Source organism: Clostridium aceticum (assembly GCF_001042715.1).
Classification (GTDB): Bacteria; Bacillota; Clostridia; order Peptostreptococcales; family Natronincolaceae; genus Andreesenella; species Andreesenella acetica.
Window position 1 is genome coordinate 1,510,248 of record NZ_CP009687.1, and the last position, 14,407, is coordinate 1,524,654.

The 14,407-nt window shown below is 35.0% G+C and carries 15 protein-coding genes; 12 read left to right on the forward strand and 3 right to left on the reverse strand.

All coding sequences use genetic code 11. The features are described 5' to 3' along the window. The first annotated feature begins 30 nt into the window (after positions 1-30). The 10 genes from nifE to CACET_RS06925 all read left to right on the forward strand — a co-directional run bounded on the left by nifE (position 31) and on the right by CACET_RS06925 (position 9,713). Positions 31-1,395, forward strand: a complete 1,365-nt coding sequence (gene nifE, locus CACET_RS06880; RefSeq protein ID WP_044823643.1) for a nitrogenase iron-molybdenum cofactor biosynthesis protein NifE — start codon at positions 31-33, stop codon at positions 1,393-1,395. Further along, the gene (locus tag CACET_RS21215) at positions 1,392-2,759 is read left to right on the forward strand and encodes a nitrogenase component 1 (RefSeq protein ID WP_044823644.1); all 1,368 of its coding nucleotides are present in this window, start codon (positions 1,392-1,394) and stop codon (positions 2,757-2,759) included. The genes nifE and CACET_RS21215 overlap by 4 nt, the downstream gene beginning before the upstream one ends. Before the next feature lie 36 nt (positions 2,760-2,795). Then, on the forward strand, positions 2,796-4,037 hold the full coding sequence (nifB, locus tag CACET_RS21220; protein ID WP_044823645.1) for a nitrogenase cofactor biosynthesis protein NifB: 1,242 nt from the start codon (positions 2,796-2,798) through the stop codon (positions 4,035-4,037). A 23-nt stretch (positions 4,038-4,060) separates the two neighbouring features. Continuing rightward, the gene (locus CACET_RS06895; protein WP_044823646.1) at positions 4,061-4,369 is read left to right on the forward strand and encodes a 2Fe-2S ferredoxin; all 309 of its coding nucleotides are present in this window, start codon (positions 4,061-4,063) and stop codon (positions 4,367-4,369) included. Between the two features lie 135 nt (positions 4,370-4,504). Further along, positions 4,505-5,287 (forward strand): molybdate ABC transporter substrate-binding protein, encoded by a 783-nt coding sequence (gene modA, locus CACET_RS06900; protein WP_044823647.1) that lies wholly within the window; start codon positions 4,505-4,507, stop codon positions 5,285-5,287. Positions 5,288-5,334: 47 nt separating this feature from the next. Beyond that, entirely contained in the window at positions 5,335-6,015 is a 681-nt protein-coding gene (gene modB, locus CACET_RS06905) for a molybdate ABC transporter permease subunit (RefSeq protein ID WP_044823648.1), read from the forward strand. Continuing rightward, positions 6,012-6,713: an ATP-binding cassette domain-containing protein gene (locus tag CACET_RS06910; RefSeq protein ID WP_044823649.1), complete on the forward strand. Its 702-nt coding sequence runs from the start codon at positions 6,012-6,014 to the stop codon at positions 6,711-6,713. Before modB ends, CACET_RS06910 begins: the two co-directional genes overlap by 4 nt. Before the next feature lie 306 nt (positions 6,714-7,019). Further along, complete coding sequence (locus CACET_RS06915; RefSeq protein WP_044823650.1) at positions 7,020-8,804, forward strand: methyl-accepting chemotaxis protein; 1,785 nt, start codon at positions 7,020-7,022, stop codon at positions 8,802-8,804. Positions 8,805-8,922: 118 nt separating this feature from the next. After that, positions 8,923-9,273: a cupin domain-containing protein gene (locus tag CACET_RS06920; protein WP_044823651.1), complete on the forward strand. Its 351-nt coding sequence runs from the start codon at positions 8,923-8,925 to the stop codon at positions 9,271-9,273. After that, complete coding sequence (locus CACET_RS06925) at positions 9,270-9,713, forward strand: PPC domain-containing DNA-binding protein (protein WP_044823652.1); 444 nt, start codon at positions 9,270-9,272, stop codon at positions 9,711-9,713. The genes CACET_RS06920 and CACET_RS06925 overlap by 4 nt, the downstream gene beginning before the upstream one ends. Before the next feature lie 173 nt (positions 9,714-9,886). Here CACET_RS06925 and cspD read toward each other — a convergent pair whose 3' ends face one another. Continuing rightward, a complete protein-coding gene (cspD, locus tag CACET_RS06930; RefSeq protein WP_044823653.1) occupies positions 9,887-10,087 on the reverse strand; it encodes a cold-shock protein CspD in 201 nt (66 codons plus the stop codon). Positions 10,088-10,305: 218 nt separating this feature from the next. Beyond that, positions 10,306-10,956 (reverse strand): PAQR family membrane homeostasis protein TrhA, encoded by a 651-nt coding sequence (gene trhA / locus CACET_RS06935; protein WP_044823654.1) that lies wholly within the window; start codon positions 10,954-10,956, stop codon positions 10,306-10,308. Positions 10,957-11,363: 407 nt separating this feature from the next. Here trhA and CACET_RS06940 point away from each other — a divergent pair, with 407 nt between their 5' ends. Beyond that, on the forward strand, positions 11,364-11,843 hold the full coding sequence (locus tag CACET_RS06940) for a YbaK/EbsC family protein (protein WP_044823655.1): 480 nt from the start codon (positions 11,364-11,366) through the stop codon (positions 11,841-11,843). Positions 11,844-12,215: 372 nt separating this feature from the next. Continuing rightward, entirely contained in the window at positions 12,216-13,364 is a 1,149-nt protein-coding gene (locus CACET_RS06945) for a dicarboxylate/amino acid:cation symporter (protein WP_044823656.1), read from the forward strand. 57 nt (positions 13,365-13,421) lie between these two features. On the opposite strand, the gene CACET_RS06950 is transcribed toward CACET_RS06945, so the two are convergent. Beyond that, complete coding sequence (locus CACET_RS06950) at positions 13,422-14,228, reverse strand: NAD(+)/NADH kinase (protein WP_044823657.1); 807 nt, start codon at positions 14,226-14,228, stop codon at positions 13,422-13,424. Between the last annotated feature and the right edge of the window lie 179 nt (positions 14,229-14,407).

Here is a 14,407-nt window from a genome sequence, read left to right on the forward strand (position 1 = left end):
ATTCCTCTCATATAAATGGAGTGATTGGCTATGGGAACAAAAAGATGTTTGGGAGCATTAGAAGAAAGAAGTAATTCTATATTAGAAAAATCAAAAAATGACAAGCAGCAAAAGATTAGCTGTGATCAGAATAGTGTGGCAGGAGCTGTCAGTCAGCGAGCTTGTGTTTACTGTGGTGCAAGGGTTGTACTAAACCCTATTACAGATGCTTATCATATTGTCCATGGTCCCATTGGCTGTGCCAGCTATACCTTTGACATTCGAGGCAGCTTAAGTAGTGGGGAAGAAGTTTATCGCAACAGTTTTTCCACTGATTTGAGGGAGCGAGATATTATTTTTGGAGGAGAAAGAAAATTAACAGCTGCCATTGATGAAATTGTAGAACAGAATGATCCAAAACTAATATTTATCTATTCTACCTGTGTGGTAGGGGTTATTGGTGATGATCTAGAGGGTGTAGCAAGAGCTGCAGAAAAAAAATACAAGATTCCTGTGATTCCTATACAATCCTCAGGATTTGCCGGTAACAAAAACGCCGGCTATAAGGCAGCTTGTCATGCTCTACTAAACCTAATGGGGGAAGAAGTGCAAAAAAAGGAAGAGGGCATTAACTTTTTAGGTGACTTCAATCTTGCAGGAGAGATGTGGATCAATCAATCCTATTTTGAAAGAATGGGTATCTCTTTAATTTCAAAAATGACAGGGGATGCTTCTTATAAAGAACTGAAAAAAGCACCTAGAGCAAAATTGAACATTGTACAATGTGCTGGTTCCATGACTTATTTAGCTAAGCAGATGGAAGAACGTTACGACATCCCTTTTATTAATGTAAGCTTTTATGGTTTAGAAGACACAGTGACATCCCTTAGAAAAATTGCTTCTACCCTAAAGGATCAACAGGTTCTTTTGAAGACAGAAGCTTTAATTGAAAGTGAGTTAAAGAAAACCCATGAAGCTCTAGAATATTACCGAAAAAAACTGGAGGGAAAGAAGGCAGCCATCTATGTAGGTGGTGGATTTAAAGCAATTTCTTTAATTAAACAATTCCGAGATTTAGGTATGGAGACAGTAATGGTAGGTACGCAAACTGGAAGAGCAGAGGAATATGAAGTGATTCGTGACTTGGCACAGGAGGGAACGGTTATCTTAGATGATAGCAACCCAACAGAGCTGGAAAAATTCATGAAGGAAAAAGGAGCAGACATTTTGGTAGGGGGGGTAAAGGAAAGACCTCTTGCCTATAAATTAGGTGTAGCTTTCTGTGATCACAACCATGAACGAAAGCATCCTCTAAATGGATTTGAAGGAGCTATTAACTTTGCTCAGGAAATACATGCTTCTATCAATAGTCCCGTATGGAAAATTATTAAAAGAGAGCAGGGGGGCTGTAAATGAAAAATAGAAATTTTGTCAATCTAAATGTAAATCCCTGCAAGTGTTGTATGCCAATGGGAGCATCCATTGCCTTTAAGGGTATCGAAAGCACAATGGTATTACTTCACGGTTCTCAGGGATGCAGCACTTATATTCGAAGACATATGGCCGGCCACTACAATGAACCGATAGATATTGCATCTTCTTCTCTAAATGAAAAGGAAACGATTCATGGTGGTGCTGAAAATTTAAAAAAAGGTTTGAAGAATACACTTCGACTATATAATCCAAAAATGATAGGAATCTCCACAACTTGCTTGGCAGAGACCATCGGAGAAGATCTGCAAAGAATTATCACAGAGTTTAAGGAGGAAGAACCTCTTTACAGGGATAGAGTATTTGTACCAGTATCAACACCAGGGTATGGGGGCACCAACTACGAAGGATTTTACTTTACCCTGCGAAAAATTCTAGAGACAATTGCGGTGGATACTACGCCTACAGATAGTATCAATATTATTGCTGGAAATCTTACCCCTGCAGATATTAGAAAAATCAAAGAAATACTAAACCTCTTTGATATTCGTTATACGATTTTGCCGGATGTCAGCAAAACCTTAGATGCTCCCTTTACTACGGATTATCAAAAACTATCTTCTGAGGGAACAAAAATAAAGGATATAGAAAAAATGGCAGGAGCTTCTATCACCATAGAAATGGGGATGTTGATTTCTGAAGACCTTTCTCCTGGGAAGTACTTAGAAGAAACCTATGGTATTCCTCTTTATCGATGTCCTTTACCGATTGGTCTAAAAAATACCGACGATTTTATAGAAATTCTTGAAAAAATTACTGGAAAAGAGATGCCAGAAAAATTAAAGGAAGATCGAGGAAGAATGTTGGATGGGATGATAGATTCCCACAAGCATAATGCTGAAGGTCGTGCTGCTATCTTTGGTGAACCAGATACGGTCTATGCTGTGACAAAGCTATGTTTAGAGAACGGCATACAACCTCTACTGATTTCAACAGGTACAAAAGCAACAAAATTAAAGAGGTTATTAGAATTAGACTTAAAGAAACAGGATGAAGGCTGTATGATTCTCGATGATACAGACCTAGAAACTATTCGTCATTATGTTAAAGAATTAGGTGCTAATATTTTAATAGGGACATCTGAAGGAAAGTTCATCACAGAAAGAGATGGTGTACCTTTGGTTCGTATTGGGTTTCCAATACATGATCGAGTAGGAGCACAAAGAAGGACTTATACTGCTTACGAAGGTTCTATGCAATTTTTAGATGAAATCACCAATACCCTTATAGAGGAAAAATATAGTCATTATCGTGAAAATATGTATGAAAAATATTATCAAAAAGGTTAAAAATTATCCGAATATTCTGTAAAGGGAGGGATCATGATGGAAGAAAAATGGACCACTGAAGTCAGGGAAAAAACTGAAAAGCATCCCTGCTACTGTGATACCGCCCATAAATATGCTAGAATGCATATTCCTGTTGCACCAAAGTGCAACATTCAATGTAACTACTGTAACCGTAAATATGATTGCTTAAATGAAAGTCGGCCAGGGGTCACCAGTGAGGTTTTAAAACCAGAGGAGGCACTGGAGAAGTATAAAGCAGTAAAGGAAAAACTGGAAAATTTAATGGTGGTAGGTATTGCAGGACCTGGGGATGCTTTAGCCAACTTTCAGGAGACAAAAAAATCGATCGAACTCATTAAAAAGCATGATCCAAATGTAACTTTTTGTTTATCCACCAATGGTCTGATGCTGCCGGAATATGCAGATGAAATCCATCATCTTGGCATCACCCATATCACTGTGACCATTAATGCTATTGATCCTAAGATTGCGGCTAAAATCTATAGCAAAATTTGTTATAAGGATAAAATTTATACAGGAGAAGAGGCAGGAAAACTCTTGATCGAAAAGCAGTTAGTTGGACTAAAGTTGATGCAGGAGAAGGGGATCGTGTGTAAGGTGAATATGGTTATGATCAAAGGGGTGAATGATCATCATATAGAAAAGGTAGTAAAAAAAGTGAGGGAACTAGGGGTTTATATGAGTAATATTATGCCGCTGATTCCTGCAAAGGGTAGTAAATTTGAGGATATGAAATTGGTCAGCAATGGAGAACTAAATGCTCTAAGAAAAAAATGCTCTATTGACTTAAAGCAAATGTATCATTGTAGACAGTGCAGAGCAGATGCCATCGGAATTTTAGGAGAAGATGTTTCCTTAGACTTCAGAAAGGGGGCTTGTGGCCATAAGATGGATCAACCAACAACACAACAAGAATATACTATTGCAATTGCTTCCAAAACCGGGAGGCTCATTGACCAACATTTTGGGCATGTAAAGGAATTCTTCATTTATAAGTATAGCAATGATAGGGTGGAGTTCATAGAAAAGCGTTTAGTAGATCAATACTGTAGAGGTGAGGAGGACTGTGAGGACACAGAAACCAAAATAGAAAAAATCATGAAGGTCCTTGGAGATTGTAATCTTGTACTATGTCTTCGTATTGGCAACGCACCAAGAAAAAATCTAGAAGCCAATAATATCCATATTGTTGAGATCTATGAAGAAATTGAAAAGGGTATTCTGAAGGCTGTAAGAGAATTAAAAGCTGTTTCATAAATGATAAAAGGGGTGTGGAAGAAATGCATAAACCAAAGTTTCATATTTTTGTCTGTTCTAGTTCTCGAATCAATGGAGAACAAAAAGGATTTTGTCTTCAAAAAGGTGCTGTAGAGATTGTCAACAATTTTATGGAGGAAATCCAGGAGCGTGAGTTAGATGGGGAGGTGATGGTGACCAATACAGGATGTTTTGGTATCTGTAGCAAAGGACCTATAGTGGTGGTCTACCCAGAGGGGGTTTGGTACGGCAGCGTAACGCCAGAAGATGTAGAAGAAATTATGGATTCCCACATAGAGGGTGGAGAAATCGTATCTCGGTTAGCCCTCTAAGGAAAAAAAGTATAGGAGGAAATTCCTTGAAGACAGAAGGTTATAACAAAGATTACACCAGGTAAATCAAGTACTGGTGTAATCTTTATATACCACGTTAAAACATATTCTGCAATGAGAGAGGAGGGACTAAAAATGAAAAGGGGATTTTTAATAAGTTTTATTGCAATAATCATTTTATTTTTATTTGGCTGTGGAGAACAGCAATCTAGTTATTCTTTAAAAGATAAAAAACAAGTGATTGTTTTTGCTGCTGCTAGCCTTATGGAAGTTTTGCAGGAAGTCAAAGAAGACTATGAAAAACAATATTCGGATATAACAATTCTTTATAACTTTGCTGGTTCCGGCACTTTACAAAAGCAAATTCAAGAAGGAGCACCAGCAGATCTTTTTATCTCTGCAGGCTCAGATCAAATAGATATATTGGAGGAGCAAGGATTGATTATAAAAGAAGATAGCGTTGATTTGTTACAAAATAAGTTAGTGGCAATAGGGAGGAGGGAAATGAAGGGGGTTATTAACAAAATAGAAGATTTTACAGATCCTCAGGTAAAGAAGATTGCCTTTGGAAACCCTGCAACTGTTCCATCGGGAAAATATACTGAAGAGTCTTTGCGTTTCTACGGTCTATGGGAGGTGCTAGAGGAAAAATATGTCTTCACGAAGGATGTAAAACAAACCCTAGTCTATGTAGATACCTCTAATGTAGATATAGGTTTGGTCTACTTAACAGATAGCCAGCAGTTGCAAAGTGGGGAAGTGCTTTTTGAAGTCCAGGAAAAAGCTCATCAATCTATTATTTATCCTGCTGTAGTTCTACAATCAAGTAATAGCTCACAAGAGGCAAAGGCGTTTTTGTCTTATTTAAAAAAGGAAGATACTAAAGCAATTTTTATGAAATATGGTTTTATTCTTTAAAATTAAACTTTTATCATCAGTTTTATTATCAGAAGGAGGGGAGTTAATTGTTAAGTACGATCTTGCTTTCTTTAAAAATTGCATTTATAGCTACTTTTATTACTTTTATTCTTGGCACAGCAATCTCTTATTTGTTGATTAAAAAAGATTTTATCGGAAAAGCGCAGTTAGAAACTTTATTAACATTACCAATGGTGCTACCCCCCTCAGTGGTGGGCTATGGTCTGCTGATTCTATTTGGACGAAGTGGCTTTATTGGAAAAAGGCTGTATGATTATTTTGGTGTCCAAATTGTTTTTACTGCTGCTGGGGCGGTTATTGCAGCAACCATAGTTTCGCTGCCTTTAATGGTCCAAAGTGTAAAGGCAGCTTTTTCTAATGTTGATCCAGTTTATGAAAGGGTTGCTGAGAGTCTTGGTTCAGGTAAGCTGAAGGTTTTTTTAACCGTTACTCTTCCTCTCTCTTGGACGGGGATTGTAGGGGGAGTGATGTTAGCATTTGCTAGAGCATTGGGAGAGTTTGGTGCTACATTAATGATTGCAGGAAATATTCCAGGAAAGACTCAAACCATCCCTTTAGCGATTTATTTTGCAGTAGAAACAGGGGACTATATTACTGCTAATCAATTGATGTTATTTATGATTCTTTTTAGTTTTTTTATCATTGGTGTAACAAACCACTGGGTGAAGAAAAAACATTATATAGAAATGATGAGGGCAGAAAAATGATAAATATAGAGATAAAAAAACAATATAATGGTTTTCAATTAGAGGTAAATTTTAAGGCCTATAATGAAGTTTTAGTAATCTTGGGTTCCTCTGGTGCTGGGAAAAGCACAATCTTAAACTGCATTGCTGGAATGGTTTACCCAGATGCAGGGAAAATTTTTTCAGAGGATTTTATTTTTTTTGATTCAGAAAAAAATATAAATATGCCTGTATTTCAAAGGCGAGTGGGTTATGTTTTTCAATCCTATGGTCTATTTCCACACATGACAGTAGATAAAAACATTCGTTATGGATTGAAAAATTATCCTTTTTTAAAGGGAGAGGAGCGTTTTGATCCACAATATCTTATGGAGAGCTTTAAGATTTCTCACTTAAAAAATAAATATCCTTATCAACTATCTGGTGGTGAAAAGCAAAGGGTGGCGTTAGTTAGAACGTTAGTGTTGAAACCTAGAATATTGCTGCTGGATGAACCTTTTTGTGCATTAGACTATGGTACTAAAAAAGTGTTGTATAATGAATTTATGATGATAAAGAGTAACTGGAATATTCCCATCATCCTTATTACCCATGATGAAGAGGAGGCTAAACTGTTAGGTGATCGAAGATTAAGATTGAGAAATGGAAGAGTATTAGAAGAAATGTTAAAAAATTGCACCAATGCTTTTCATGAAAGCAAGGTCGGCTTAACATACTAAAGCATTAGGAAATTGAGTGGAAACCTTGCTCCATCGGATCTTAGGGTTTTATCTACATTGACGTCCGTAGATAGGAGTATTTTATTAATAAGGAATCTTAAAGAGAAATCTAATGAAAAGTGTCAAAACTTATAGATGATTTTCTAAAAGAACTTTTATAAAAAAACTTAGCTAAGACCAAAACTGATGAATTTCAAAGTAAAAATGTGAAAAATTATAAAAAATAACATAAAGTTCTATGCAAATTAACATTGGAATAGTATAATAGCTGATAATGGTAAATAATGCAAACGAAGGGGAATGTCAATGAAGAGTATACGGATAAAAATATTATTAGCTTTTTTAGTTCCTTGTTTTGTTCTCACATCAGCTTTAGGTTTTTACAATGTTATGAATCTTGTAAAATTAAACGAAAGTCAAATAGCAACAATCCAGGAAGTGCTTTTTAATGACTATGATATGAATACTACACAGCAAGTAGAAACTGCCACGAGCGTTGTTGAATTATACTATGGACTGTATCAAGAGGGACAACTTTCTGAAGAAGAAGCTCAAGAAAGTGCAAAAGCAGCAGTAAAGGCCCTGAGGTATGGGGAAGAAGGATATTTTTGGATTGATAATTTAGAAGGAAGTTTAATAGCTCACCCCATGGTTCCCCAGCAGGAGGGGACAAATAGGATAAACACGCAGGATCCAAATGGCGTAGAACTAATTAAGGAAATCATTGAGGCGGCGAAAGATAATAAAAATCATGGATTTACAAACTATATGTGGGAGAAACCTCAAGATGTTGATACTGGAAAATTATCTCCTAAAAGAGCCTATTCCCAGCTTTTTAAACCCTGGGGTTGGGTAGTAAGCACGGGAAATTATGTAGATCATTTACATGACTTAGTTGAAGAAAACCGTGAAGAATTAACAAGAAACCTTCATAGAAATATAACTGCTTTGGGAGGATTTATGATAGTATTCTTAGGGGGTTTTGCTATTTTGGCTATATTTATCAGCAAAACCATATCTAAACCTATCTTAAAAATAGTCAAGTCTTTTGAAAAAGATGAGGAGGGGAAGATACACATTCAGGAAATAAAAGTGAATGTGCGGGATGAAGTAGGTACTTTAGCAAATACCCTTAACGAGTTTGCTTTACAGGTCAGCAGTTTTATCAATAGTGCTATGACCAGTGTAGAGGATTTATCCAACAGCGTAGATTCTCTAAACGCTTTAGCTGAAAAAGTAGAAGGTAATGTTGAAGTAACAGCTACCAATACTTCTGATGTAAGTCAACATATGGAATATATTGCAACATCAACAAATGAGATTACTACCACTATGGAGGAGATTGACCAAGCCATCAATTCCATTGCAAGAAGAACCGAAGAAGGAGCAAATTCGTCTAATGAGGTAAGCAATAGGGCTAAGACATTACAAGAGTATTCTATTGAGTCTAAAGAAAGAGCGAAGAACATGTACAACGTGGCAAAGGATAATGTAGAAGTTGCCATACAAGAAGTAAAAAAGGTAGAAGATATTGTAAAGCTATTACATCAGATCAACGAGATAGCAGAACATACGAATTTACTGGCATTAAATGCTGCTATTGAAAGTGCAAGAGCTGGTGAGGCAGGCCGAGGTTTTGCAGTAGTAGCGGAAGAAATAAGAAAATTATCTGAAAGTACTGCTGCCACTGTAAAAAATATTGAATCTTTATCCAGCATTATCGTGAATTCTGTAGATAACTTGGTAAATAATACAAGAGATGTTTTAAACTTTATTGACAAAGACGTGCTAACCAACTATGATAGCTTAGTACAAGCAGGAGAGCAATATTTTAATGATGCACAGCAAATCAATAGTGTTATGACAGAACTAAGTGCCACCTCTGAGGAAATAGGTGCCTCTACTAATGAAGTATCTAATAGAGCAGGTCAAGTGGCAGAGTTAATTAATAAAAGTGTTGATAGTATAGAAGGTGTGACACAGCAGACATCTACTATCTTAGAGAGTATTATAGATATTAAAGAAAATGCTTCTAGTAATCTAGAAAATGCAGAGAAACTAAAACTATTTATAAGCAAATTTAAAATATAATCTCAAACCACATTAGTCATTAGGTTAATGTGGTTTTATATCGGTATTAGCAGGAGGATTGTCTTTTATGTAGAATATTCATAGAAATGAAAAAAAATACCAGAGGGGGCGTTTTAACATGTTTAACAAGCTGAGTGGTGAAGGGTATATATCCAACTTAAAAGATACTGAACAAAAGACCTTGGTATATGGAGATAAAACATTAATGGTAGAATTTAAGTTTAAAAAAGGAAGTGTGTTACCTAAACATAGCCATCCTTATGAACAAACAGGTTACTTGATTAGTGGACATATGATTTTATCAATCGATGGAAAAACCTATGATGTTCATCCTGGAGATAGTTGGTGTATTCTTGATGGACTTCAGCATAGTGCAGAAGCAATTGAAGATACGATTGCTGTGGAAGTGTTTGCACCAGTAAGAGAGGACTACTTACCACAAAAGACATATGAGGAGATGACGAAATGAAGTGTTCGCAAGCGAGTATAGGTAGAGTATTTATTTTGCGTTTAGAGCATGGAGATCAGCTGCCAGATACAATTGAAGCCTTTGCCCTTCAACATAAAATTCAGTCAGCTACTGTATTCTTTCTGGGTGGTGCTGAAAAAGATAGTAAGGTTGTGGTTGGGCCAGAGGAAGGTGGGGCAGAAAAAATTGTTGCTACGCTTACAAATCTATCAGGGGTAAGTGAATCAGTGGGGGTTGGGACACTGTTTGTTAATCAAGAGAAAATCCCAAAGCTTCATTTGCATGCAGCATTTGGTCGTGGTAGGGATACAGTTACAGGCTGTACAAGAGAAGGAGTAAAGATTTGGCATATTGGTGAGGTGATTATCTTAGAATTAATAAACCACTCTGCTGAAAGAAAAATAGACCCTCGAACTGGCTTTGAACTTTTGGAAGTATAAATGGAAGTGTAGATAAAAAATAAAGTCATCCTTTGAAAAATTTAAAGGATGACTTTGATTTAAAGCTCATTACAAAATTATAATCTAACTACGATCTTAAAAAACATATTGTTTACTATATGTTATAAAATGTTATAAAAAACTGCCCATAAGGGCAGTTAATTCGCTATAATTTATAATTTTACAACGTTCTCAGCTTGTGGTCCACGATTTCCTTGAACAACGTCAAATTCAACACTTTGACCTTCTTCTAAAGTTTTAAAACCGTCACCAGTAATTGCAGTGAAATGAACGAATACATCGTCTCCACCTTCTACTTCAATAAATCCAAATCCTTTTTCAGCGTTAAACCATTTAACTTTTCCTGTTTTCATTAAAAAAAACCTCCAAATAATTTTTATAATTTTTCTCATATGTAAGGAGAAAAAAATTCGCATATTATAAAGAGTGATATTTTTGGTGAAGTGATAACTCTTTATAATATGCGAATTATAAACTCCATCTACACAATATCTTAATAATACCATTTTTAAAAATTATTGTCAACAATAAAATTTAAAAAAGTTTTAATTTTTTTCTGCCTACAAAAATCCTAGAGAGCTAAGTAAAATAGGATCCCTAAGTAATGTACGATACTACCACCTAAAACAAACAAGTGCCAGATTCCATGGTTGAAGGGGATTCTTTTGCATGCATAAAATATCACCCCTAAAGTATAAATCAATCCTCCAGCCAGTAACCAAAGAAATAGTCCTGGAGGAGCCATGCTGAGCATAGGTTTGACAGCAATAATGATTAACCAACCCATAATGACATAAATGATGGTAGACAGGTACTTGATCTTATTTATAGAGAGTACCTTTAAGATGATTCCAATAATTGCTAAGGACCAGATTACACCAAAAATACTCCAACCCCATGCACCCCTCATAGATACAAGAGCAATAGGTGTGTAGCTTCCAGCGATAAGCAAATAAATAGAAACATGATCGAGAATCCTCAATACCCTTTTGCTCTTTTCATGGAAAATACTATGATAGAGGGTAGAAGACATATATAGAAAAAACAATGTAAATCCATATATGCTAAAACTAACAATCCGCCAAACATCTCCACGAATACTGCCAAAGGCGACAAGAACTACTAATGCTGCAATACTAAGCAGTGCACCAATACCGTGACTTATACTATTGAAAATTTCTTCCTTAATAGTGTACCTGTTGACTAACTTATCAGAAGCCATGTCTTTACATTCACTCCCATCTTTATAATAAAATTATAACCATTTATGATTAAATTAAACCTATAAATGATTATATAGTAACTTTTACTAATATTATATACTACTTACAAGCTAAAAAACAAAAAAATATCTGAAAAAAATTATTTTATTAATCGAACTGTACAATTGTTTTCACTACTGCACTAAATAATTGTCAACTCAAGTCTTATTAATAATCATTTAGTATGACTTTATTTTTAAATAACTAAGATGTCCTCAGTAAGTGCCAGCTTAGAGAGGGTTTCTTAGTTTATTGGAAGCAATTTACTGAAAAACTATACTATAATATTAACATATTTGGTATAAGTTACAAAACACTTAAAAATATGATATGATATAGTTGCTATTGCATAAAAGGAGGAGGGGAAATGTATGAAAAAACTATAGATATATTAAAAAAAATCGGTGTTAATTATAAGGAGATTAAACATGAAGTGATTTTTCATGACCATAAGGCAGCAAAAGTCAAAAAAATATTTTCGTTAGAGGGAATAGAGACCAAAACCTTATTATTAAAAACAAAAAGAGAAGATTTATATGCATTTACTACGATAGAAGCAAAAAAGCTATATCCAAGCATAATAAAGAAATTATTAAATGAAAGGATAGCAATGGCTTCTTCAGAAGAAATCCTCTTATACACTGGATGTTTTCCAGGATGTGTTGCTCCGTTTGGCTATGCAAAGGAGATTTCTTTAATTGTAGATAGTGAAATATTTCAGTATGATAAGCTAATATTTTCACCAGGGGTTCCAATGAAAACTGTTGAAATTACTACAGCTGATTTTAGCAAATTATTGAAAAAAATTGATAATAAAGTAATGTATTTCTTTCCCTCCAGAAACTAAGCAATATCCTAGTTTCCTACAAATGCAGTCACTCAATAGGAAAATGAATAATAATTCCTTCTAAGGATACACTAAATAATAGTTTCATGGTCTTTTTAGTCCTTTTAAGTTTTGCCTACATATTTTGATCATCCTAAGGAAAACTAAAAAAATTCTCAATTATTTAGATTTAAATATTTATGAATTGCAGGTTGGACTTTAGTAAAGGAGGTAGCTAACACCCATAAAGGTAGTTTTGCTGTATTAAAATCAATGAAAGTATTATCTATACTTAATAATAAGGATGTTGTATAGCATAGTCTTAATAATGTTATATTATATGCATCTAATAAAAAGTAAAGAGAAAAAAATTATGTAAAGGAGTAAGTTAAGATGAAAAAATTAGGTTTACTGCCAAAATTAATCATTGGTATTATCATTGGTATTCTTATTGGTTCCACTAGAATTGAATTTTTAACAAGACTGTTAGTTACCTTTAGTGGAATTTTTGGCAACTTTTTAGGTTATGTTATTCCTCTACTCATTATTGGTTTTGTGGCCCCGGGGATTGCTGAGTTAGGTGGAAAAGCTGGAAAACTTCTAGGAATCACAGCGGGTATAGCCTATGTATCAACAGTAGTAGCTGGAATATTGGCTTTTCTTGCAGCTAGTTTAATTTTACCTAATATTATTGCAGCAGGAGGAGAGGCGGCAGCGGAGGGATTAGTAGCCAGCCCTTATTTTGAGATTCAGATGCCAGCTATTATGGGGGTTATGACAGCCCTTGTAACTGCCTTCCTTTTAGGACTAGGTATGGCGGCTATTAATGGCGATACTATGTTGCACTTTATGCAGGAGTTTCAAGAAATTATCCAAAAAGTTATTGAGAATATTATTATTCCACTATTGCCAGTACATATAGCTGGTATATTTGCAAGAATGGCTTATTCAGGAGAAGTAGCACAAACATTAGCTGTATTTGGTAGAGTTTTCGTACTAGTTATTGCTATTCACATCATTTACATTATTGCACAATACTTAGTTGCTGGTTCTATCACAGGAACAAATCCATTTAGAGCTATTAAAAACATGATGCCGGCGTATTTCACTGCTATTGGTACACAATCTTCGGCAGCAACGATTCCAGTTACAGTGAGAAGTACAAAAAATAATAATATATCGGATGAAGTAGCAGAGTTCGTAATACCTTTATGTGCTACCATTCACTTGGCAGGGAGCACTATTAGTTTGACTATGTGTGCTATTGCGGTAATGGCAATAGAAGGTATGTCACTAACCTTTGGACAAGTACTTCCCTTTATTTTGATGCTAGGAGTTACAATGGTAGCAGCTCCCGGAGTTCCTGGAGGAGCTATTATGGCGGCAGTAGGATTATTAGAAACAATGTTAGGATTTACAGACGGCCAATTAGCTTTAATGATGGCACTATACATTGCACAAGATAGTTTTGGGACTGCGGCCAATGTAACTGGTGATGGTGCTATTGCATTAATGGTTAATAAGTTTGCCAGAAAATCATAAGATAATGTGCATTTAATAATAAAACCCCTTCCATTAAGATTGGAGAGGGTTTTATTATTATAAAAACTTATTAATAACTCTACCCCAAAAGTTATAATTTGCTAAACGGAGTAGTTTTATATCAAGCTCAGACAATTGCAACACTACTTCTGAAATTCCCGCATATCTATGTTCATTACCATCACTAACGATGACAATAGAGTTCTCAAATCTATACTCTGGGTTGACTTTAATAATTGTCTCAGCGGGAAAAATAACGCTAGAGGTAAAAGAACGATAAGCATTGGTATTAATAGGAGCTAGCGGTGTAACCTGTACTACATTTAGCTTAGGGTCAACAAGACTCCCCCCTATAGAATAATTATAGGCAGTACTACCTGTAGAAGTAGCTACTAATATACCATCACCGCTAAAACGTTGTATAAGATGATTGTTTACAAAAATATCCAGGTGAACTGTTCTAGATTTATCTCCTTTAATGACAATCTCGTTGATTCCTCTTGTCTCAATACAATTAGTTCTGGTACATATAGTAGCTTCTAGGGGATTAATTTCTTCAATAAAGTAATCTCCAGCAGTATACTTGTCTAAAAAGTTGTCAATTTCATCTGGGTTTACCTCCGCAAAAAAGCCTAGATGACCAGTATTGATACCTATTATTGGGATATCGGGAAAGTCATATTGATGAATGGCTCTTAGAAAGGACCCATCTCCACCGATACAAATAATCAACTCAGCTTCAAAGTCAAAACTGTTAGGAACATGATAACCAAGCTTAATAAGTTTGCTTTTCAAATATTTTGCTGTGTCCATAGAAAATTTTGTGTCACTATGTAAAATGTTGATAATCCTTCTAGTATCCATACCACATTCTCCTTATATAGAAAAAATTATTGCTTCCAGTAAAAAAATATTTTAGCATACATGTATTATACTATACTTTGGTAATGATAATATTAATATTTCTTTAAAAAGTATTATTGGCAATAAACTTATGGTACCTCTATTCTAGCGTATATATTCTCAGTTTAAAACTTTTTAAA

What these genes read in the sequence shown, in the direction of transcription:
- cspD (WP_044823653.1), bottom strand. Translation starts at nt 10,087, where the DNA reads ATGAAAACAGGAAAAGTTAAATGGTTTAACGCTGAAAAAGGATTTGGA.
- CACET_RS06925 (WP_044823652.1), top strand. Translation starts at nt 9,270, where the DNA reads ATGAAGTGTTCGCAAGCGAGTATAGGTAGAGTATTTATTTTGCGTTTA.
- CACET_RS06950 (WP_044823657.1), bottom strand. Translation starts at nt 14,228, where the DNA reads ATGGATACTAGAAGGATTATCAACATTTTACATAGTGACACAAAATTT.
- CACET_RS06940 (WP_044823655.1), top strand. Translation starts at nt 11,364, where the DNA reads ATGTATGAAAAAACTATAGATATATTAAAAAAAATCGGTGTTAATTAT.
- modA (WP_044823647.1), top strand. Translation starts at nt 4,505, where the DNA reads ATGAAAAGGGGATTTTTAATAAGTTTTATTGCAATAATCATTTTATTT.
- CACET_RS06920 (WP_044823651.1), top strand. Translation starts at nt 8,923, where the DNA reads ATGTTTAACAAGCTGAGTGGTGAAGGGTATATATCCAACTTAAAAGAT.
- CACET_RS06895 (WP_044823646.1), top strand. Translation starts at nt 4,061, where the DNA reads ATGCATAAACCAAAGTTTCATATTTTTGTCTGTTCTAGTTCTCGAATC.
- nifB (WP_044823645.1), top strand. Translation starts at nt 2,796, where the DNA reads ATGGAAGAAAAATGGACCACTGAAGTCAGGGAAAAAACTGAAAAGCAT.
- CACET_RS06915 (WP_044823650.1), top strand. Translation starts at nt 7,020, where the DNA reads ATGAAGAGTATACGGATAAAAATATTATTAGCTTTTTTAGTTCCTTGT.
- CACET_RS06945 (WP_044823656.1), top strand. Translation starts at nt 12,216, where the DNA reads ATGAAAAAATTAGGTTTACTGCCAAAATTAATCATTGGTATTATCATT.
- trhA (WP_044823654.1), bottom strand. Translation starts at nt 10,956, where the DNA reads ATGGCTTCTGATAAGTTAGTCAACAGGTACACTATTAAGGAAGAAATT.
- CACET_RS06910 (WP_044823649.1), top strand. Translation starts at nt 6,012, where the DNA reads ATGATAAATATAGAGATAAAAAAACAATATAATGGTTTTCAATTAGAG.
- nifE (WP_044823643.1), top strand. Translation starts at nt 31, where the DNA reads ATGGGAACAAAAAGATGTTTGGGAGCATTAGAAGAAAGAAGTAATTCT.
- CACET_RS21215 (WP_044823644.1), top strand. Translation starts at nt 1,392, where the DNA reads ATGAAAAATAGAAATTTTGTCAATCTAAATGTAAATCCCTGCAAGTGT.